General features: G+C 50.6%; 19 protein-coding genes. 14 read left to right on the top strand and 5 right to left on the bottom strand.

Translation table 11 applies throughout. The features are described 5' to 3' along the window. The first annotated feature begins 13 nt into the window (after nt 1-13). The 7 genes from G9C99_RS11615 to G9C99_RS11585 all read left to right on the top strand — a co-directional run bounded on the left by G9C99_RS11615 (nt 14) and on the right by G9C99_RS11585 (nt 6,165). Nucleotides 14-1,204 carry an NAD(P)/FAD-dependent oxidoreductase gene (locus tag G9C99_RS11615; RefSeq protein WP_166417680.1) on the top strand — a complete coding sequence of 397 codons (1,191 nt, stop codon included), beginning with the start codon at nt 14-16 and terminating at the stop codon, nt 1,202-1,204. Between the two features lie 144 nt (nt 1,205-1,348). Continuing rightward, a complete protein-coding gene (pcaF, locus tag G9C99_RS11610; RefSeq protein WP_166417679.1) occupies nt 1,349-2,551 on the top strand; it encodes a 3-oxoadipyl-CoA thiolase in 1,203 nt (400 codons plus the stop codon). 13 nt (nt 2,552-2,564) lie between these two features. Beyond that, the gene (gene paaA / locus G9C99_RS11605; RefSeq protein ID WP_166417678.1) at nt 2,565-3,554 is read left to right on the top strand and encodes a 1,2-phenylacetyl-CoA epoxidase subunit PaaA; all 990 of its coding nucleotides are present in this window, start codon (nt 2,565-2,567) and stop codon (nt 3,552-3,554) included. Between the two features lie 16 nt (nt 3,555-3,570). Next, nucleotides 3,571-3,855 (top strand): 1,2-phenylacetyl-CoA epoxidase subunit PaaB, encoded by a 285-nt coding sequence (paaB, locus tag G9C99_RS11600; RefSeq protein ID WP_166417677.1) that lies wholly within the window; start codon nt 3,571-3,573, stop codon nt 3,853-3,855. Further along, nucleotides 3,855-4,610, top strand: a complete 756-nt coding sequence (paaC, locus tag G9C99_RS11595; protein ID WP_166417676.1) for a 1,2-phenylacetyl-CoA epoxidase subunit PaaC — start codon at nt 3,855-3,857, stop codon at nt 4,608-4,610. The genes paaB and paaC overlap by 1 nt, the downstream gene beginning before the upstream one ends. Continuing rightward, entirely contained in the window at nt 4,604-5,071 is a 468-nt protein-coding gene (gene paaD, locus G9C99_RS11590; protein ID WP_166417675.1) for a 1,2-phenylacetyl-CoA epoxidase subunit PaaD, read from the top strand. The genes paaC and paaD overlap by 7 nt, the downstream gene beginning before the upstream one ends. Before the next feature lie 23 nt (nt 5,072-5,094). After that, entirely contained in the window at nt 5,095-6,165 is a 1,071-nt protein-coding gene (locus G9C99_RS11585) for a 2Fe-2S iron-sulfur cluster-binding protein (RefSeq protein ID WP_166417674.1), read from the top strand. Nucleotides 6,166-6,169: 4 nt separating this feature from the next. Here the strand turns inward: G9C99_RS11585 and G9C99_RS11580 are convergent, their stop codons facing one another. The 4 genes from G9C99_RS11580 to paaG are packed head-to-tail and all read right to left on the bottom strand — an operon-like array spanning nt 6,170 to nt 9,310. Further along, the gene (locus G9C99_RS11580; RefSeq protein WP_166417673.1) at nt 6,170-6,766 is read right to left on the bottom strand and encodes a TetR/AcrR family transcriptional regulator; all 597 of its coding nucleotides are present in this window, start codon (nt 6,764-6,766) and stop codon (nt 6,170-6,172) included. A gap of 2 nt (nt 6,767-6,768) precedes the next feature. Next, nucleotides 6,769-8,079: a phenylacetate--CoA ligase PaaK gene (gene paaK / locus G9C99_RS11575; RefSeq protein WP_166417672.1), complete on the bottom strand. Its 1,311-nt coding sequence runs from the start codon at nt 8,077-8,079 to the stop codon at nt 6,769-6,771. Further along, complete coding sequence (gene paaI / locus G9C99_RS11570) at nt 8,076-8,519, bottom strand: hydroxyphenylacetyl-CoA thioesterase PaaI (RefSeq protein ID WP_166417998.1); 444 nt, start codon at nt 8,517-8,519, stop codon at nt 8,076-8,078. Before paaI ends, paaK begins: the two co-directional genes overlap by 4 nt. Before the next feature lie 2 nt (nt 8,520-8,521). Continuing rightward, nucleotides 8,522-9,310 carry a 2-(1,2-epoxy-1,2-dihydrophenyl)acetyl-CoA isomerase PaaG gene (paaG, locus tag G9C99_RS11565; protein ID WP_166417671.1) on the bottom strand — a complete coding sequence of 263 codons (789 nt, stop codon included), beginning with the start codon at nt 9,308-9,310 and terminating at the stop codon, nt 8,522-8,524. 104 nt (nt 9,311-9,414) lie between these two features. Here paaG and G9C99_RS11560 point away from each other — a divergent pair, with 104 nt between their 5' ends. The 7 genes from G9C99_RS11560 to G9C99_RS11530 all read left to right on the top strand — a co-directional run bounded on the left by G9C99_RS11560 (nt 9,415) and on the right by G9C99_RS11530 (nt 18,613). Beyond that, complete coding sequence (locus tag G9C99_RS11560; RefSeq protein ID WP_166417670.1) at nt 9,415-11,457, top strand: FAD-dependent oxidoreductase; 2,043 nt, start codon at nt 9,415-9,417, stop codon at nt 11,455-11,457. Between the two features lie 122 nt (nt 11,458-11,579). Next, nucleotides 11,580-12,602 carry a TRAP transporter substrate-binding protein gene (locus G9C99_RS11555; protein ID WP_166417669.1) on the top strand — a complete coding sequence of 341 codons (1,023 nt, stop codon included), beginning with the start codon at nt 11,580-11,582 and terminating at the stop codon, nt 12,600-12,602. Nucleotides 12,603-12,664: 62 nt separating this feature from the next. Beyond that, nucleotides 12,665-13,168, top strand: a complete 504-nt coding sequence (locus G9C99_RS11550; protein ID WP_166417668.1) for a TRAP transporter small permease — start codon at nt 12,665-12,667, stop codon at nt 13,166-13,168. Then, nucleotides 13,165-14,502 (top strand): TRAP transporter large permease, encoded by a 1,338-nt coding sequence (locus tag G9C99_RS11545; RefSeq protein ID WP_166417667.1) that lies wholly within the window; start codon nt 13,165-13,167, stop codon nt 14,500-14,502. The genes G9C99_RS11550 and G9C99_RS11545 overlap by 4 nt, the downstream gene beginning before the upstream one ends. A 5-nt stretch (nt 14,503-14,507) precedes the next feature. Beyond that, entirely contained in the window at nt 14,508-15,698 is a 1,191-nt protein-coding gene (locus G9C99_RS11540) for a cytochrome P450 (protein ID WP_166417666.1), read from the top strand. A 10-nt stretch (nt 15,699-15,708) separates the two neighbouring features. After that, complete coding sequence (gene paaZ, locus G9C99_RS11535) at nt 15,709-17,739, top strand: phenylacetic acid degradation bifunctional protein PaaZ (RefSeq protein WP_166417665.1); 2,031 nt, start codon at nt 15,709-15,711, stop codon at nt 17,737-17,739. A 37-nt stretch (nt 17,740-17,776) separates the two neighbouring features. Beyond that, nucleotides 17,777-18,613 (top strand): PaaX family transcriptional regulator C-terminal domain-containing protein, encoded by an 837-nt coding sequence (locus G9C99_RS11530; RefSeq protein WP_166417664.1) that lies wholly within the window; start codon nt 17,777-17,779, stop codon nt 18,611-18,613. Here the strand turns inward: G9C99_RS11530 and G9C99_RS11525 are convergent. Continuing rightward, complete coding sequence (locus tag G9C99_RS11525) at nt 18,610-19,638, bottom strand: LacI family DNA-binding transcriptional regulator (protein ID WP_166417663.1); 1,029 nt, start codon at nt 19,636-19,638, stop codon at nt 18,610-18,612. The two genes, G9C99_RS11530 and G9C99_RS11525, sit on opposite strands and share 4 nt — an antisense overlap. Nucleotides 19,639-19,960 lie beyond the last annotated feature (322 nt).

Raw genomic sequence — 19,960 nt, 5'->3', positions numbered from 1 at the left:
AGAGAGATTTGAAATGGCGACTAAGCAAAATTATGATGTTGTTATCGTAGGTGGTGCCGTCGTCGGAAGCGCGGTTGCGTATTTTTTGGCCATGAATCCAGATTTTGATGGTTCAATCTTGATCGTCGAGCGTGACCCATCCTTTCAGCATGCGTCGACATCGCTAAGCGTATCTGGGATACGCACGCAGTTTTCCAACCCGATCAATGTTAAGATCAGCCAGTTTGGGCTAGAGGTTATTCGGGACTTTGAAGAATTATGCGCTGTAGATGGTGACCGGCCGAATCTGGAGTTTCACGAAAACGGGTATCTATTGCTGGCAGCCACCGATGCGCAAGAAGCTGTAATGCGCGAAAACCACGCTGTTCAAATTTCTGAGGGCGCTGATGTTTGCCTGTTAACCCAAGAAGAGATCAAAGAACGCTATCCTCATCTTCATGTGGATGATTTGCGTCTGGGGAGTTTGGGTCTTTCTGGGGAGGGTTGGTTTAACAACACTGGTTTGATGAATGGCTTTCGCCGGAAGGCCCGTGCATTGGGTGTTGATTACGTAATCGATGATGTGGTTGGTGTTTCGCGTCAGAGTGATCGTATTACAGGTATCACATTGGCGAGTGGTACAAATGTGGATTGTGGCGTTTTTGTAAATTGCTCAGGTGCGCGTGCAAACGAAATTGCGGGAATGGCGGGTTTGTCCCTACCTGTAGAGCCGCGCAAGAGAACGCTCTTTGTTTTTGATTGCGCTAAGCCGCCTGAGGGCAAACTGCCTTTGATGTGTGATCCATCAGGTGTGTATTGCCGTCCCGAGGGGAATTTTTTCTTATCTGGCTGTGTTCCTGAACATGATCCCGAAGTGGCATTTGATGATTTTGAGCCGCGTTATGACGAATTCGAGGAAGTAATATGGCCAGCGCTTGCTGAAAGGGCAGAATGCTTTGAGGCGATAAAACAGGTGAATTTCTGGGCCGGTCACTATGCCTATAACACGCTGGATCACAACGTCATCGTTGGACCTCATACAGACGTGAAAAATTTCATTTTTGCGAATGGGTTTTCTGGCCATGGATTGCAGCAGGGTCCTGCTATTGGCCGTGGGATTTCCGAATGGATCACATATGGTGAGTTTAGGGCATTGGATTTGTCCGAATTGGGGTTTGAAAGGGTTATATCGAATGCGCCCTTTTTGGAGAAAAATGTAATTTAGCGAATAAAATCATTATTGCGTTACATGATTTAACATAAGCATACATTTTTGGTAACAAATTTGTTGCCTCGAATCGAATTCGCCCTTATCACCGACCATGCGGTCGGATTAATTGCCGTGCGATAATTAGGGAGAACACAGTCGATGGATGCTTTCATCTGCGATGCAACCCGAACCCCAATTGGGCGGTACGGAGGGGCGCTGTCTTCAGTGCGGACTGATGATTTAGCAGCCTTACCCTTGGCGGCTTTGATTGATCGTAACCCCCATGTTGACTGGGCGTCGGTCGATGATGTGATCTATGGTGATGCGAACCAAGCAGGCGAAGACAACCGAAATGTCGCGCGCATGGCTGCATTGTTGGCGGGGCTGCCAATAGATGTACCAGGTACGACCATTAACAGACTTTGCGCGTCTGGAATGGATGCAGTTGGCATGGCTGCGCGCGGAATTAAGGCGGGTGATTACGATCTCGCTGTTGCGGGCGGCGTTGAAAGTATGTCGCGTGCACCCTTTGTGATGCCAAAACCTGAGGCTGCTTTTTCGCGATCAAACGCAGTGTACGACACCACGATTGGCTGGCGTTTTGTTAACAAAAAGATGCGTGAAGCATACGGTGTCGATTCAATGCCGCAGACGGCGGATAATGTTGCGGCGGAGTTTGATATCAATCGCGAAGATCAAGACGCTTTTGCGGCCAGATCTCAGGCGCGCTGGGCTGTATCGCATGAGGCGGGGGTGTTTGCTGATGAAATCACCCCGGTTAGTATCCCTCAGCGCAAAGGCGATCCAATTCTGTTTGAAACGGATGAACATCCTCGTCCGGGAACAGGTGTGGACAAGTTAGCGAAATTACGTGGTGTGAATGGGGCTGATCTAAGTGTGACAGCTGGAAATGCATCAGGTGTCAATGACGGAGCTGCCGCTATTTTAATGGCGTCGGAAGCCGGTGCCGCAAAGAATAACCTGCAACCGATGGCACGGGTTGTTGCGATGCAGGCCGCTGGCGTGGATCCACGGATTATGGGGATTGGTCCAGTTCCCGCGACGCGGAAAGTTCTGGCAAAGGCCGGATTATCCATTGAGCAAATTGATGTTATTGAGCTGAACGAAGCTTTCGCGAGCCAAGGGTTGGCGACCTTGCGCGCTTTGGGTGTCGCGGATGATGCACCACACGTGAACCCAAATGGCGGGGCGATTGCGATGGGGCATCCTTTAGGTATGTCTGGCGCGCGATTGGTCATGACCGCGGCGTATCAATTGAAACGTACCGGCGGCCGTTACGCACTTTGCACGATGTGCGTGGGCGTAGGGCAGGGCGTTGCTTTGATCCTAGAGCGCGTTTGAAGGAGGAAACGATATGTATGCACAGATGGTGAAAACCGCTGGGAATGGCGTTAAATCCCAGACTGATATGACGGATCAAGAAGCGGCATTTCAAGCGCGGATAGACGCGGGTGAAAAAATTGAACCAAAGGACTGGATGCCAGATGAATACCGTCTGACATTGATGCGCCAAATTGGTCAGCATGCCCATTCTGAAATTGTGGGGCAATTGCCTGAGGGGAACTGGATTACGCGTGCGCCGACGTTGGAACGCAAAGCGATCTTACTGGCCAAAGTACAAGACGAAGCGGGGCATGGGCTGTACCTATATTGCGCTGCGGAAACATTAGGTGTGAGTCGCGATGAGTTACTGGAAGAGCTGCACAACGGCCGCATGAAGTACTCATCGATCTTTAATTACCCAACTCTGACATGGGCCGACATCGGTGCGGTTGGCTGGCTGGTCGATGGCGCGGCCATTATGAACCAAGTGCCCCTGCAGCGGACGTCTTATGGCCCCTACAGCCGTGCGATGATCCGGGTGTGTAAAGAAGAAAGCTTTCACCAACGCCAAGGCTATGATGCAATTCGCAAATGTGCCGAAGGGACTGACGCGCAAAAGCATATGGCGCAAGACGCATTAAATCGCTTTTGGTACCCGTCTTTGATGATGTTCGGACCATCGGACAAAGATTCCGTGCATTCAGAGCAATCCATGGCGTGGAAGATTAAGATCAACACGAATGATGAGCTGCGGCAGAAGTTCGTGGATCAAACTGTTCCGCAGGCCGAATTTTTGGGGCTGACCATTCCAGATGAGAATCTGAAATGGAACGAAGAACGCGGTCATTACGATTTTAGCCAACCAGACTGGTCTGAGTTTTTCAATGTGCTCAAAGGTAATGGGCCTTGCAACAAAGAACGGCTGGGTGCGCGTGTAAAGGCTTGGGATGATGGACAGTGGGTGCGTGATGGACTGATGGCCCATGCACGCAAAAAGTCCACAAAATTAGCCGCCGAATAACCGAGGGAGATGTAAGATGAAAAATGAATGGCCCCTTTGGGAAGTTTTTATTCGTGGTCAACATGGCCTAAGTCACCGACACGTTGGGTCGCTTCATGCACCTGATGCCGAAATGGCGATTAAGAATGCGCGTGATGTTTATACGCGCCGCAACGAAGGTGTTTCTATTTGGGTGGTTGAGGCGAACAATATTGCTGCATCCTCCCCAAGTAATAAAGGCCCTTTGTATGAACCTGCGGAGTCAAAGGTTTATCGCCACCCAACCTTTTTCGATATACCTGACGAAGCGGGGGCGATGTGATGTCGAGCGCATTGTTTGAATATCTTCTGCGGCTGGGCGACAATACGTTGATCCTGAGCCACCGCGTGTCCGAGTGGTGCGGGCTGGCCCCGGTGTTGGAGGAGGATATTGCGCTCGCCAATACAGCACTTGATTTGATTGGGCAGACGCAGATGTGGCTTGGCCTCGCTGGGGAGGTCGAAGGCAAAGGGCGTGATGCTGATGCCTTGGCGTTCCGGCGCGATGTTTGGGGTTTTCGCAATCTGTTATTGTTAGAGCGTCCCAATGGGGATTTCGGCAAAACCATGATGCGGCAATTTTTGTTTGATGCATTTAATGTCGTGAATTTGGGGTACCTTATTAAATCGTCTGATCCACGCATTGCTGCTATCGCAGAAAAAGCGAGCAAAGAGGCAGCGTATCATCTTGAGCGTTCCGGCGATACTGTCATCGGCTTGGGGGATGGCACGGAAGAAAGTCATCGCCGTATGCAAGATGCGTTGGACGAACTCTGGCCTTATGTTGGCGAAATGTTTGCCTCTGATACCGTAGATGCAGAGATGGTTGCCGCAGGCGTTGCCCCTGATCCCCAGACGCTGCGCAAAGAGTGGAATGAAATTACCGTCCGTTATTTGACCGAGGCGACCTTGACTGTCCCTGATGGAACGTTCGCCCACAAAGGCGGAAAAACGGGTGTTCAGCACACCGAACATTTGGGTCATCTGTTGACGTCTATGCAGTGGTTGCAGCGCGCATATCCTGATGCATCATGGTGATTACACGCCCATCCGTTGATCAAATTTGGGTTTGGCTCGATAATGTGCCTGACCCAGAGATCCCGGTGATTTCACTTGTAGATCTTGGGGTTATCCGAGACGTGGCGTGGGTGAATGATGTATTAGAAGTGACTGTCACCCCGACCTACTCAGGGTGTCCAGCAACGTCGATCATCAATCTGGATATCGAAACAGCATTGCGTGACCATGGTGTCAAATATCTGAAGTTGAAGCGTCAGCTTTCCCCCGCTTGGACGACAGAATGGTTATCCGAGAGAGGGCGCGCGAAGCTAGAAGACTATGGAATTGCGCCACCTCGCCCCGCAGGGGGGCCTGAACGATGCCCGCAATGCAAAAGCAAAAACGTACAAAGAGTCAGCCAGTTTGGCTCTACCCCTTGTAAGGCCCAGTGGCGATGTTCTGATTGCCTTGAGCCGTTCGATTATTTCAAGTGCATCTAGGCACATAGTTAGAGGATAGCCCAATGGCGCGCTTTCATAATTTGACCGTGACCGACGTTCATAAAACCATTCGTGACGCTGTTGTGGTCACTTTGAAGCCAGATGCACCAGATGCGTTTGACTTTATCCAAGGCCAATATCTGACCTTTCGCCGTGATTTTGACGGCGAAGAACTGCGCCGCAGCTATTCGATTTGTGCTGGTCGTGATGAAGGGGTGCTGCAGGTTGGTATCAAGCGTGTTGATGGTGGTGCATTTTCAACCTGGGCGAACGAAAACCTTCGAGTTGGCGATCAATTGGAAGCCATGCCCCCAATGGGGAACTTTCACGTCCCGATTGAGAAGAAATCAGCAAAATCCTACCTTGGATTTGCCGGCGGATCGGGTATCACACCCGTGTTGTCCATCCTAAAGACAGTTTTGGCTACTGAGGAACATTCTGAATTCACACTGATCTATGCGAATAGATCGGTCGCAACGATTATGTTTCGAGAAGAGCTTGAAGATCTCAAAAACCGATATATGGGGCGCCTAAATGTGATCCATATTCTCGAGGCAGATGCCCAAGATATAGACTTATTCACCGGGCGTGTGGACGAGGAAAAATGCGGGCTTCTGTTCAAACATTGGGTTGACGTCAAATCTGTTGATACCGCGTTTATCTGTGGGCCAGAGCCAATGATGTTGGGCATTGCAAAATCGCTTCGCGATCACGGTTTGGATGAGGGGCAGGTCAAGTTTGAATTGTTTGCATCCTCCCAGCCCGGTCGTGCTGCACGGCGCGCTGTTTCTCAGGATGGGGCGCAATTAGGGAATGAAACAGCCGCAACAGTGGTGCTTGATGGGGCGTCTCGCCAGTTTAAAATGCCCAAGGACATGACGCTGCTTGAGGCTGCGATTGCAAATTCAGTTGATGCCCCCTTTGCTTGCAAAGCAGGTGTTTGTTCAACATGCCGTGCAAAAGTTACTGAAGGTGAGGTCGAAATGCTGACCAATCATGCATTAGAGGATTATGAGGTTTCTCAAGGGTATGTGTTGACGTGCCAATGCTATCCGTTAACGGATACAGTTGTGTTTGATTATGACCATCATTAAGGGGCTATAGCCCGCGAATGCCGTGCAAAGATAAATTACTGACCAGTTCGGCATACTCTTCGCGGGCGTCCGGGCCGGCTTTGCTGTTCCACATGTAAAACCAGTTTAGCATTCCGAAAATTGACATTGTAACGCCGTGCAGTTTTGCTTTGTCATTTTCGAATACATCTGGGGCGATTGAAGCGACGGTGTCAGATAAATAATCAACGAGGTCACGTTGAAATCCGCGCAACATAGACTGTTGATCCGCCGGAAGAACAGCTATCCCACTGGATTGCACGCGGTGTTCGTCATCCGCTCCTTGATAAGCGAGCAAGATTTCAGACACGGTTGCGCGTAGGCATTCTTGGGGTGATAGGCCATCTGTATCTATTCCGCAAATCCGATCGCGCAATGCGCGAAGGTAGGTATCGAGAATATCAAAAAGCAGCGCATCTTTGCTATCGTAATAATGGTAGATATTTGCCTTTGAGATTCCGCAAGCGGTTGCGAGTTTGCTCATGGAAGCGCGGTCATATCCCTCATCGGCGAATACTTTTGCCGCCGTTTTCAGGATTTGACCGCGTTTTTCATCGTGGTCTTTTGCTATTGTTCGGGCCACGGTTATTCCTTTGGACGGTTGTCGAGAACGCGTTGGGCTTTGCCTTCGGACCGTGCCACGGTTCCGGGGTCAGCAACCACAATTTCAGTAGATATTCCTACTGTATCTTTAATGCGTTTGGAAAGCATACGTTCAGCTGCCGCTTTTCCAGCCTCATTGGCTGCATCTGGTGTAGATTCTACATGCACGCGCATCGCATCCATTCGGCCCGCGCGGTAAAGTTCGATTTGGAAGTGTGGTGCAAGCCCGCCTGTGGCTAGCAGAGCTTCTTCGATCTGGGTGGGGAAGACGTTTACACCACGTAGAATAATCATGTCGTCGGAGCGACCGGTGATTTTCTCCATCCGACGCATTGAACGTGCTGTTCCGGGCAACAATCGGGTCAAATCGCGGGTGCGATACCGTACCATTGGCAACCCTTCTTTGGTCAGGGTCGTGAACACAAGTTCACCCATTTGACCATCCTCTACGGGCTCACCGGTTGTGGGGTCGATGATTTCTGGATAAAAATGATCCTCCCAAATGTGAAGCCCATCTTTGGTCTCCACGCATTCGTTCGCAACGCCCGGACCCATGATTTCTGACAGGCCATAAATATCGACGGCGTGCATATCAAAGGCTTGTTCAACTTCATGACGCATGGCGTTTGTCCACGGTTCCGCGCCGAACACTCCGACCTGAAGCGAACATTCGCGGGGGTCGATGCCGTCCTTATGAAACTGTTCAAGGATGTTCAGCATATATGACGGGGTGACCATAATGGTGGTTGGTTTAAAATCTTGGATCAACGTGACCTGTCGGGGTGTCATGCCGCCAGATACAGGAACAGCCGTCGCGCCAAGGCGTTCGATCCCATAATGTGCACCTAACCCACCGGTAAACAGCCCATAGCCGTAGGCATTATGTACAATGTCGCCACGGCGCGTGCCGGATGCGCGCAGGCTTCGGGCAATGAGATCGGCCCAATTGCTGATGTCGCCTGACGTATAGCCAACCACTGTAGGCTTCCCGGTGGTGCCAGAGGAAGCGTGAAGGCGTACAATCTGTTCGCGAGGTACCGCAAATAAACCGAACGGGTAGTTATCCCGCAGGTCATTTTTTTCCGTAAAGGGAAATTTTGCTAGGTCCTTGAGCGATTTTAGGTCGTCGGGGTGTACGCCAGCCGCATCGAACCTCTGCTTATACATAGGCACGTTTTCGTATGCGTGTTTGAGGGACCATTTTAAGCGCTCTAATTGAAGCGCTTCGATTTCGTCACGCGACGCAACTTCGATTGGCTCGAGGTCGGATTTTAGTGGCGTCAGGTCCTTCATGATGCTGTTCCATCTGTCTCTGGGAAAAGTTGCCCCTTTATAGCGCGGGACATGCCGCGAAATTGGGCGATGAGTAAATTGTCTTGGTTTGTGATCTGAACGTCATAAATGCCGCTGCGACCTGTGAGGCTGACCTCAGAAGCTGTGGCGGTTAACCGGTCTCCGATGTGTGCGGGGGCTGTGTAACTGATGACGTTATGCTGTGCGACGGTGGATTGATTGCGGCTATTGCAGGCAAAGGCAAATGCACTATCTGCAAGGGCAAAGGTGATACCACCGTGACAAATTCCATGACCATTCGCGTGATTGGTTGCCACAGTAAGAGCGAGTGTTGCAGACCCTTCATCTACATCAAGAATTTCCATGCCCAGGGATTGGGATGCATTATCTCCGGCCCACATGGCATCGGCTGCGCGCTGAGCGCGTTGTTTTGGTGTTATGCTCATGCTTGCCCCGTATAGTTTGGTTTGCGTTTGTACAAAAAGGCGCTAACACCTTCAGCATAATCTGGGGTAGCACCGCAGGTTTTTTGGGATTGGGCTTCAAGCTCCAATTGCTGGTCTAGAGTGTTTTCTGCTGCAGCTTGGATCGCCATTTTTGTTAGGCCGAGTCCTACTGTGGGCCCGTTCGCCAATTGTTGGGCAAGCGTGCGAGCTTCATCCATCAATGCATCGTCTGGGATAGATTTCCAAATCAACCCCCAATCGGCGGCTTGTTGAGCGGGCACTGGTGTAGCTGTTAACGCTAATGCTTTTGCACGCGCTTCACCTATTAATTGCGGTAATGACCAACTGCCACCTGCGTCAGGTACCAGCCCTACTTTGGCAAAGCTTTGGATGAATTTTGCACTATCGGCGGCAAGGACGATATCACACGCAAGTGCTACATTTGCTCCGGCACCTGCTGCAACACCGTTAACCGCGCAGATAACTGGAAGTTCAAGCGATCTGATCAGACGGATAAGCGGGTTATAATATTCTTTCAGTGTAAGGCTGAGGTCGGGGGCTGCATCCATTTTGGCAGGATCGCGATCACCCAAATCCTGACCAGCGCAGAAACCTCTGCCAGAGCCAGTTAACAAAAGCGCACGGGCGCCCGTATCGCGGGCATGTTCAATTTCATGGCGCAATGAAATGTGCATTTCCGCATTAAAGCTATTAAGCCGCTCAGGGCGGTTTAGGGTGATTTCCACCCAGTTTTCATGTCGTTGCGTAAGAATCGACTTATTCATCGCCCATCTCTTTAAGAAAGTTTCAACAAAACATTTGCATAAACCGAACGGTTGGTCAATAAATAACCCAGAACTTTCGAATCCGTGAATTTGGAGAAGCGAAAATGCCGCCAAGTGAGATCGTATCAGTCGCCCTAGAAGGCGATATTGCGTGGGTTACAATAAATAATCCGCCAGTAAATGCGACCTCCGCTGCGGTGCGCGCCGGGCTTGAAAGCGCCATTTCAAAGGTTCAGGGCGCCCGTGTTGCGGTACTGAAGTGTGCGGGAAAAACGTTTGTCGCGGGCGGCGACATGTCTGAATTTGACGCGGCTCCGGTTGAGCCACACCTTCCAGATGTTGTTCAGCAACTCGAAGACAGTGCAACGCCATTTATCGCTTTGATGCACGGCACTGTGTTGGGGGGCGGGTTTGAATTGGCGATGGGTTGTGCTTGGCGTATTGCATCTGCCGGAACTCGGTTTGGATTGCCTGAGGTTAACGTTGGGATCATTCCGGGAGCAGGTGGAACACAGCGTTTACCGCGCCTGATCGGCATTCAAAAATCTGTTGACTTAGCGTGTCGCGGACAAATGATTTCAGCGGATGAACTGATTGATTTGGGCGGATTGGATGTCGTGGCCAGTGGCGACTTAGAGGAGGCAGCCAAAGCGTTCATTCAAAGCCTGCCTGATAGACCGAAAAAGATATCTGAAACTTCAGTCGAAGTTTTGTCTGCAGTGGAGTTCGATACCCTGCGATCAGATCTTAAGAAGCGAGCTAAAGGGCAAACATCCCCATTGCAGAATTTAGAAGCGTTGCAGTGGGCGGCGTTGCCATTTTCCGAAGGTCAGACAAAAGAGCGTGCATTGCATTTGAAAATGCGTGTGGGTGTTGAAAGCAAAGCCTTGCGTCATGCATTTTTTGCAGAGCGTGAAGTGCAAAAACCAAAGGCAATCGACGGGGCTGTCGCACGAGATATCCGTCATGCGGCTATCGTGGGTGGCGGTTTAATGGGGGCTGGAATTGCGACCGCGATGTTGGGCGCAGGGTTGCAGGTGACCATAATTGAGCGAGATACGGCGGCGGCGGCAGCGGCGAATGCGCGTGTAGCTGGGTTGCTCGAAGGTGGACTGAAGCGCGGGAAGATTTCACAATCGAAATTTGCTCAACAGCTTGGGCAGCTCACGTGTGCTTCTGGCTACGATGCGGCCTCGACCGCAGATCTTGCGATTGAAGCGGTGTTTGAAGATATTGAAGTAAAGCGCGCAGTTTTTGCAGAACTGTCGGCCATTATGCCCCAAGATGCGATCCTTGCGACCAACACATCCTATATTGATCCCGAACAGATTTTTGCTGCAACCCACAATCAATCGCGATGCGTCGGATTGCATTTCTTTAGCCCGGCCCACGTGATGAAGTTGCTTGAGATTGTGCGCCTGCCTTCTACCGCGCCTGATGTTTTGGCGACTGCTGTATCCTTAGGGAAACGTATGCGGAAAGTGCCAGTACTATCTGGGATTTGTGACGGTTTTATTGGGAATCGAATGCTGGCGACATATCGTAGGGCGGCAGATTATCTACTGGCGGATGGAGCTTTGCCATATGAAATCGATGCCGCAATGCGTGGTTTCGGTATGCCGATGGGCCCTTATGAGTTGCAAGATTTAACCGGGCTTCAGATTTCTTGGGCGAACCGGAAGCGGCTAGCACCGATGCGTGACCCTAACGAGCGTTACATCCCGGTAGCCGATCAATTGTGCGAAATGGATCGGTTTGGACAGAGATCAGGCAAAGGGTGGTACAAGTATGAGGTGGGTAATCGCGCCCCGTTCAGAGATGCCGAAGTCGAAAGCCTTATTCTGGAACACTCGAAATCTGAAGGTATTTCGCGGCGGGAATACACACCAGCGCAGATTACAAAACGCATCTTAGCTGTCATGGCCAATGAGGGTGCCCGGATCGTTGATGAAGGTATCGCTGAGGCAGAGTCTCATATCGATATGGTTCAAATCCACGGATACGGTTTTCCACGGTGGAGGGGCGGGCCAATGCATTATGCATCTGAAATTGGTTGGACGGAAACGCATCGAAATATGGAAAAAGTCGCGCGTGAAAGCCCCGGTTCCTGGTCTTTGGCGAAGAGGTTAGAGGACGAACTTCGATAACGTATCGTTGAAAATGAAATGAATATCGTATAAGAGTTTCTCGCAAGGGATTACGATTTGAACGATGGGGAAACCCAAAAATAGGTGCGAAAAAATTCGTATGGCTGTCTAGGGAGGACAACATGGCCAAGTTTACAAAGATTTCAACTCTGTTAGCGGGCGCTGCAATGGCGCTTTGTGGTGCGGCAGCATCAGCGCAAGAATACACACTGACGGTTTCAAGTTGGGCGCCGCCGACGCATGGCATAAATGCTCGCATGTGGCCGCGTTTTGTTGAAATGATTGAAGAGGCAACCGATGGTCGCGTCACTGCAGAAGTGCGTTTGGGTATTGCCCCACCGCCTGCGCAGATTGATCTCGTTCAAGATGGTGCGGCGGATTTATCCATCATTTTCCATGGGTATCAGCCGGGGCGTTTTGTAACGACAAAATTGATCGAATTGCCGGGCTATGAAGGTACGGCCGAGCAAGCGTCTGTGGCATATTGGCGTGCTTATGAAAACCATCTCGCTGCGGCTGATGAACATGATGGCGTGAAGGTCGTTGCGTTGCACACACATGGTCCTGCCCAGTTACATACATCTGCTGATGTGGGTTCATTGGCAGATATCGCAGGTCTAAAGGTGCGCGTACCGGGCGGCGTTGGCGGTGATGTTGGCGCGGCGCTGAATGCAACCGGTATCCAAGTTCCTGCACCGCGTGTTTATGAAACACTGGCATCGAATGCGGCGGATGGCGTTGTTATGCCATTTGAATCTCGTGTTGGGTTCAAGCTGACTGAGGTGGCCGAGAATGTATTTGAAGTTCCGGGCGGTTTGTATCGTGGTTCCTTTGCTTTCATTATGAACGAAGACACCTTTGCGGATCTTCCCGAAGACATTCAGGCACAGCTTGAGGAAAATGTGTTTGGTGAGCCGTTGAGCCGTGAGCTTGGTCGTATCTGGGATGAAATTGATGCAATCGGACGCGAAGCGACACAGGCGACTGAGGGCAACAGTATCGTTGCTGCGAGCGAAGCTGATCTCGCTGCATTTAATGCGATTGCGGAAACCGTACGCACCAATGTTCTGGCTGAAATCACGGACGCTGGCATAGACGCGCAAGCCGCTTATGACGGAATCGTTTCCGATATGGCTGCTGAGTAACTAGGCACATGCAACGGGCGTTTTTCGCCCGTTGCCCAAATTGACGCAAAAGGTGCCATCGCATGACAGCTTTGATTTCATTTCTCCGAAAATTTAGCGAGTTGCCGGTTTTACTGGCTTCTGCATCTTTGTTCATCCTGATGGTGATGACCTTTTGTGATGTCATTTTACGATCAACTTTCAATGCACCGATTGAGGCCGCAACCGAGTTAACCCGTATTTTGATGGCAATTATGGTGTTTGCAGTGATGCCTATTATTTCTGCGCGCAAAGAACACATCGCGGTTGATTTGACCGATAGCCTGTTTCACGCACTGCGGCTGTCTCGTATCCGTGATGGGCTTCTGTTGGTGGTATGTGGAGGTATGTTGTACTGGCCGGTCCAGCGTATTTTTGTGCTGGCTGACAGGGCGTTTCAGCATGGTGAAACGACTGAATATTTGGCGATCCCGCAGGGGATCATTACAAGCTTTGTCGGTGTTGCGACTGCCGTAACTGGAGTTGTCATGGTGGCGACGGGTTTGTTGACACTTTTTGCCCCTAAGATGTTGGAGCCTACTGAATGACCGTTGCACTTATCGGATTTGCCGCCGTTCTGATTTTGGTTTTGCTTCGGATGCCTATTGTTTTTGCGATGGGGTTTGTTGGCGCATTGGGGTTTGCCTATGAGCGGGGCGGGTCAATTTTCAATGAACGAGGTCTAAAGGCTGCGATGTCGATGGTTGGCAAAACCGTAACCGACACAGCCCAAGACTACGGTCTTTCTGTTGTTCCATTGTTTATCCTTATGGGATTGTTTGTGAACAAAGGCGGGCTGGCGAAAGAGTTATACGCAGTGTCCAACGCGTTTCTTGGGCACATGCGGGGTGGTATTGCCATGGCAACCGTCGCGGCCTGTGGTGGGTTCTCTGCGATTTGTGGGTCATCGTTGGCAACGGCGGCTACCATGTCAAAAGTCGCGATGCCCGAAATGCGCCGCTATGGCTATTCTGATGAATTGTCCACGGCGTCTATCGCGGCGGGCGGAACATTGGGCATCCTAATACCACCATCTGTGATCTTGGTGATCTATGGTTTGCTCACAGAAACTTCGATCGGTAAGCTCTTTATCGCGGGTGTTATCCCGGGAATGATTGGAATCTTATTCTACCTGTTGGCCGTGCGCTGGACAGTGATGCGCAACCCCGAAGCCGGACCAGCAGGAGCGCGAACAGATTGGGCGGAGCGATTGCGTGCATTGCGTTCGGTGTGGGCGGTGCTGTTGCTCTTTTTCTTGGTCATCGGAGGGCTTTATGGTCTGTTCGACTTTGAGCCAATCAATCTGACGTTTTCCCCAACTGAAGCTGCAGGTATGGGCGCTATGGGGGCTTTTTTGATTGCATTAGGCCGTGGGAATTTGACGGTAAAAGATACGTTAGATGTGCTTAAGGAAACCGCATTTACAGCGGCATCTCTCTTTGCAGTATTGATTGGCGCGCATATCTTTTCAAATTTTGTGAACTTCGCGGGGCTACCGCAGGCGCTTATTGAAATGGTGACAGCATATGATGTTGCGCCCTTTACCGTGATGTTGATGATCCTTGGAATTTACATCATTTTGGGATGCGTTTTTGAATCGCTTTCGATGCTATTGTTGACTGTTCCTATCTTTTTCCCACTCGTAACATCGCTTGGATATGATCCAATTTGGTTTGGGATTGTTGTGGTTGTTGTGACTGAAATCTCGTTAATTACCCCCCCTGTCGGGTTGAATGTATTCATCCTAAAGGGGGTCGTCGGGGATGTGACTACAGCCACGATTTTCAAAGGGGTCACACCATTTTGGATTGCAGATATCATTCGGTTGGCATTGATCGTGCTGCTGCCCATGATTGTTTTGTTTCTGCCTAATCAGATGTGATCGTGATGGATTTTGATCTCTCGAATCCACCGGAGGGTTTTCATGAAAACCCATATGAAACTTACCGCTGGTTGCGTGAGGCTGCGCCAATGTGTCGTCAGCCTGATAGGTCGTATGTTGTGTCTCGGTATGATGATCTCGATATGATCTATCGGGATCATCAACGGTTTATTTCGGATAAGAAAGCGGTATTCGGGCCAAAGTTTGGTGAAAAATCTCCGTTGTTCGAACATCATACAACGTCTTTGGTCTTTAATGATCCACCGCTTCATACGCGTGTGCGAAAAGTGATGGTGGGGGCGATGAACCCTCGCGCTTTGGCCAAGATGGAACCGGGGTTGATCACTTTGGTTGATGGTTTGCTGGATGAGATGGCCAATCAGCATGAAGTGGAGCTGATCGAAGCTTTCGCCGGGGCCATCCCAATTGAAGTCATTGGTAATCTGCTGAACATTCCACGGGAAAAACGTGGACCGCTACGTGACTGGTCATTGGACATTTTGGGGGCTTTAGAGCCAAGTTTAACGAAAGAAGCACTGGACTGCGGCAATCAGGCAGTAACAGATTTTAAGGTGTTCTTGCGCGACATCATCAATGATCGGGCGGTGTACCCCGGTGATCCAGACACAGATGTCCTAACGCGTTTAATGCAAACCGAGGGCGAAGCGCTAACTGAAACCGAGCTCTATCAAAACTGTATTTTCATCTTGAACGCAGGGCATGAAACAACAACCAATTTGATTGGCAATGCGTTGGCATTGCTCCACGCTGATACATCTGCACGCGGCTGCCTATTGGAAAATCCTGAATTGACCGCAACGGCTGTTGATGAATTTTTACGGATGGAAAGTCCAAATCAGTTTGGTAACCGCTTAACCACCGAAGAGATTACCCTGCACGGTGTAACAATTCCTGCAGGTACAGATCTGCACCTTTGTATCGGGGCTGCCAATCGTGATCCTAATCGGTTCGAAAACCCCGATATTCTGGATGTGGGCCGACGTCCGAATAAGCATCTCGCATTTGCAGGTGGGGCGCATACCTGCGTTGGGCTGACCCTTGCGCGAATGGAAGGACGCATTGCGGTTGGCCGTTTCTTGCAGCGCTACCCGAATTATACCCTGACTGACGAGGCTGAACGCGGAGGTCGTATGCGGTTTCGTGGCTACGCCCGCCTTCCGGCCCAATTAACCTGAGGACATGAATATGAGCATTCTACAGATCTCCAGCTTTGCGGCTGGCCAATGGGTCACGCCCGGTGCGGGAGCCCGCACAATCTCAAGCGCGATCACCGGAGAACCGTTTGCGACGGCTGGCAATGATGCCTTGGACGTACAAGCGATGCTTGATTATGCACGTAATGTTGGCGGACCGGCATTGCGCGAGATGACCTTTCATGAACGTGCGAAAATGCTGAAAGCTATTGCAACGCATCTGGGTCAGAACAAACGGGCACTGTATGATCTTAGCTTTGAGACAGGCGCGACGCAAAGCGACCATCTAATCGATATTGATGGTGGCATTGGAACAATGTTTGTTTTCGCCTCCAAAGGGCGCCGGGAAATGCCTGACGGTCATGTATATCTCGACGGTGATGTTGAACAATTGTCGCGCAACGGGACGTTTTTGGGTCAGCACATCTGTACGCCCCTTCAGGGTGTTGCCGTTCATATCAATGCGTTCAATTTCCCGGTTTGGGGAATGTTGGAAAAACTTGCTCCGACGTTGCTGGCGGGTGTGCCTGCGATCGTAAAACCAGCGACAAACAGCTGTTATGTTACAGAGCTATGTGTCCGGTTGATGATCGACAGTGGCTTGTTGCCAGATGGGACGTTGCAGTTGGTATCGGGTGGTTTGGGCGACATGCTGGACCGTTTGGGTATGCAGGATGTGGTTAGTTTTACCGGATCCGCAGAAACCGCGTTGAAACTACGATCCGCGCCAGTAATTTTGGAAAACTCTGTTCGGTTTGTAGCAGAGCAAGACAGTTTGAACGCCTCTATTCTCGGGCCAGATGCTGTTCCTGGAACTCCGGAGTTCGACTTGTTTGTTAAAGAGGTCAGTCGGGAGATAACCACAAAAGCAGGGCAGAAATGTACAGCTATCCGCCGTATTTTTGTGCCTGAAACACTTGTGTCAGATGTGACTGAGGCCCTAAGCGCGCGCTTGGCCAAAGTGACCATTGGTGATCCGCGCAAAGAGAATACGCGGATGGGGGCATTGGTGTCCAATGGGCAAAAGCAAGATGTGCTGGAAAAGGCTGCGCTGCTGGCGACTGAGGCAAAACGGGTGTTTGGTGATCCTGAGAATTTTGAAGTTGTTGGGGCTGACAAAGAGCAAGGCGCGTTTTTACCGCCTATGTTGTTTCACTGCGAAAACCCAGATACAGCCAAACGTGTCCATGACACCGAAGCCTTTGGCCCTGTCTCAACGATTATGGGGTATCGCGATATTCCCCATGCCATTGAGTTGGTGAATAAAGGAATGGGCAGCCTTGTAGCGTCCGTTATTACCTATGATCCTGAGGTTGCGCGCGAAGTTGCGATAGGTGCTGGGGCGTATCATGGGCGGCTTTATTTTAACAATCGTGACAGTATGAAGGAAAGCACGGGACACGGTTCCCCCTTGCCGCATATGGTGCATGGTGGCCCAGGTCGCGCTGGTGGCGGCGAAGAGATGGGCGGCGTTCGCGGTGTCATGCATTATATGCAGCGCACGGCGATTCAAGGCAGCCCTGAAATTTTGACTGCGATCGGGCAAAAATGGGTGCCGGGTGCTGCGGAAGTTAAAGGATCAGCCCACCCGTTCACGCGGCGCTATGGTGAACTATCCATCGGTGAAACGCTGTATACAGAGCCGCGTGTTGTGTCGCTTGCGGATATTGAACACTTCGCCGAATTTACCGGTGATACATTTTATGCGCACATGGATGACGAAGCCGCCGAGCGAAACCCGTTCTTTCCCGGACGAGTGGCGCATGGGTATCTTCTGCTTTCATTTGCGGCAGGATTGTTTGTCGAACCAAATGAAGGTCCGGTTTTGGCGAACACCGGATTGGATAACTTGCGGTTCATGAAACCTGTCGTGGCGGGGGATAGTATTAATGTGCGCCTGACAGTGAAAAAGAAAACCAAGCGCAATGATGAATATGGTGAAGTCCGTTGGCATGTCACTTTGACCAATCAGGATAGTGAACTGGTTGCAGAATATGAATTGCTGACCATGAACGCGTATTGATCACTCTTGCTGGCTGCGTAGAGGATAGCATTTTTGTATGGCTGAGAAAAACATGCTGGCGTATACTGTTGGCATGATTACCTTTTCTCAATTTGATAAAGCAGCAAATATTTTGACCGAGGACGCCGATATTCGTGCTTGGTCAATCATTGTGACGCTGTTTGGTGATCTGGCACAGGATAAAGGGGATTGGGTTAGCGTTGCTGCGCTGACGGCTCTTTGTGAAAAAATCAGTATTAAGCCCGAAGCGCTGCGGGTTGCGTTGCATCGGTTACGCAAGGATGGTTGGCTCGAAAGCGAAAAAAAAGGGCGTACCAGTTGGTATACGTTAACCGATTGGGGACGCGCACAAAGTATCGAAGTCAGTCCGAGGATTTACTCCGATGCTATCACCTTCCCGCCTGAGTATCATTTGCTGATTTCTGAACCTATGGCGCAGTCAAAACGTGCTGAGTGTGATCAACTAAGGCGAAGTGAGGGGTATTTGATTGTAGCGCCCGGTAGTTACCTCAAATTGGGGCGTTACGATCAGGCCGATGGGAATGCGTTGGTGGTAGAGGGTGCAGTATCATTTGTGCCTGAATGGCTGAAGATGTCGGTCTTTTCAGACGCGTTGTGCGATTCTTACAAGATGTTGGAGCAGCGTTTGCAGCAGCTTTCTATTGCACCTTCACGGTATTCTCCGGCTGAAGTTGCAATGCTGCGGGTTCTCATTGTGCACAATTGGCGTCGCGTGTTATTGCGCCACATAGAGTTGCCTGCAGAGTTCCACCCCAACGGGTGGCGTGGGGTGGCCTGTCGGTCTGAAGTCGTGCACCTATTGGCGCAGTTAGAAAAGCCAAAGCTAAGCCAGTTGCACGAAGGAATATCTTAACGCTTCAACGTTTCGCCGCGCTGAAGTTTTGGGGAAAATTCAACACGTGTTTCAATTTCATCCGTGTTTCCTGCCGCTTTGTGGGCAATGATTTGCGCCGCAGCGCGTCCCGTTTCTATGCGTCCGGCATCCATTGTCGCGAGGCGCTGTGGCAAACCGTCCAACAGTTCGACCCCGTTAAAACCCGCCAGACCGATTTGGCCGGGTACATCGATACCCTGTTCGAGGCAATAAAGAAGGCCACCGGCACCAATCATGTCGTTCGAAAAGTAAAGAAAATCTAATTCAGGACTGCGTTCTAACATCGCTTTTGTCATTTCGCGGCCTTTGGCTAAGGCCGAGCCGCCGGAATAAAACTCCTGATCCGCCACTTCGAGGCCGTGTTTTGCAAGTGCTTCGGTAAATCCCTCGAACCGCTTGCGTGCGCGGTGATCCAGCGGCATTTTTGTTCCCAGAAAACCGATGTTTTTATATCCAGCTTTGGCGATAGCGTTGGCCATTTTACGACCAGCCCGACGGTGGGAAATTCCAACCATTGCGTCAATCGGGGTGCCATCTACATCCATGATTTCTACAACAGGGATTCCAGAGTTTCGCAACATTGCACGTGCCGCATCTGTGTGCTCTAGCCCTGCGACAATCACCCCTGATGGGCGCCAAGATAGCATCTCGTACAAAACGGCTTCTTCTTTTTCAGGAAGATAATTCGTGAGGCCAACGACGGGCTGTAAATCCGTTTCATCCAAGACCTCGCTGATGCCTGTCATCACATCAGGAAAAACCATATTTGACATTGAAGGAATAACAACGGCAACCAAATTTACGCGTTGGGAGGCCAAAGCGCCTGCGATTTTATTTGGTACATACCCAAGAGATTTTGCCGCAGCTTTTACCTTTTCGCGGGTTGCTGCGGAAACGTCTCCTTTGTTGCGTAATACGCGGCTCACGGTCATTTCACTGACCCCGGATGCTTCGGAAACATCTCTTAGTGTTAAGGCGTGGCGTATGTCGTCAGAAGGGGACATGAATAGGTCCTTTTTGGGTCGCTTCGAAATATGTTAACGATTTATGCAAAATGCTCCAAGGGCAGGCTTAGGTTTATTTATGTGTGAGGTATGTAAATAACAGATTGAAATCTGTCACATATCTTTATGAGTGGGATCTGTTGCTCTATTTCCATAAAAAAAGGCCACCTTTGAGGTGGCCTTTTCGTGAGTGGTTATTGTTTGTGTTTATTTGTCAGCGCCGTTGTCAGCTGCCGCGAGTTGGGCAAAGATAGCGGCTGCGGCTGGGTTCACGCCGCCTTGGGTGGACAAAGTGAAGCCGTCGTTGGCTTCAATCGCGTAG

The organism is Cochlodiniinecator piscidefendens (genome assembly GCF_011326755.1).
Taxonomy (GTDB): Bacteria; Pseudomonadota; Alphaproteobacteria; order Rhodobacterales; family Rhodobacteraceae; genus Cochlodiniinecator; species Cochlodiniinecator piscidefendens.
The sequence above is the reverse complement of the archived record's forward strand: the minus strand, read 5'-3'. Positions and strand labels throughout refer to the sequence as shown.

Bases quoted from the DNA above. Each gene is read 5' to 3' on its own strand.
- G9C99_RS11615 (WP_166417680.1), top strand. From the start codon at position 14: ATGGCGACTAAGCAAAATTATGATGTTGTTATCGTAGGTGGTGCCGTC.
- pcaF (WP_166417679.1), top strand. From the start codon at position 1,349: ATGGATGCTTTCATCTGCGATGCAACCCGAACCCCAATTGGGCGGTAC.
- paaA (WP_166417678.1), top strand. From the start codon at position 2,565: ATGTATGCACAGATGGTGAAAACCGCTGGGAATGGCGTTAAATCCCAG.
- paaB (WP_166417677.1), top strand. From the start codon at position 3,571: ATGAAAAATGAATGGCCCCTTTGGGAAGTTTTTATTCGTGGTCAACAT.
- paaC (WP_166417676.1), top strand. From the start codon at position 3,855: ATGTCGAGCGCATTGTTTGAATATCTTCTGCGGCTGGGCGACAATACG.
- paaD (WP_166417675.1), top strand. From the start codon at position 4,604: ATGGTGATTACACGCCCATCCGTTGATCAAATTTGGGTTTGGCTCGAT.
- G9C99_RS11585 (WP_166417674.1), top strand. From the start codon at position 5,095: ATGGCGCGCTTTCATAATTTGACCGTGACCGACGTTCATAAAACCATT.
- paaK (WP_166417672.1), bottom strand. From the start codon at position 8,079: ATGAAGGACCTGACGCCACTAAAATCCGACCTCGAGCCAATCGAAGTT.
- paaG (WP_166417671.1), bottom strand. From the start codon at position 9,310: ATGAATAAGTCGATTCTTACGCAACGACATGAAAACTGGGTGGAAATC.
- G9C99_RS11560 (WP_166417670.1), top strand. From the start codon at position 9,415: ATGCCGCCAAGTGAGATCGTATCAGTCGCCCTAGAAGGCGATATTGCG.
- G9C99_RS11555 (WP_166417669.1), top strand. From the start codon at position 11,580: ATGGCCAAGTTTACAAAGATTTCAACTCTGTTAGCGGGCGCTGCAATG.
- G9C99_RS11550 (WP_166417668.1), top strand. From the start codon at position 12,665: ATGACAGCTTTGATTTCATTTCTCCGAAAATTTAGCGAGTTGCCGGTT.
- G9C99_RS11545 (WP_166417667.1), top strand. From the start codon at position 13,165: ATGACCGTTGCACTTATCGGATTTGCCGCCGTTCTGATTTTGGTTTTG.
- G9C99_RS11540 (WP_166417666.1), top strand. From the start codon at position 14,508: ATGGATTTTGATCTCTCGAATCCACCGGAGGGTTTTCATGAAAACCCA.
- paaZ (WP_166417665.1), top strand. From the start codon at position 15,709: ATGAGCATTCTACAGATCTCCAGCTTTGCGGCTGGCCAATGGGTCACG.
- G9C99_RS11530 (WP_166417664.1), top strand. From the start codon at position 17,777: ATGGCTGAGAAAAACATGCTGGCGTATACTGTTGGCATGATTACCTTT.
- G9C99_RS11525 (WP_166417663.1), bottom strand. From the start codon at position 19,638: ATGTCCCCTTCTGACGACATACGCCACGCCTTAACACTAAGAGATGTT.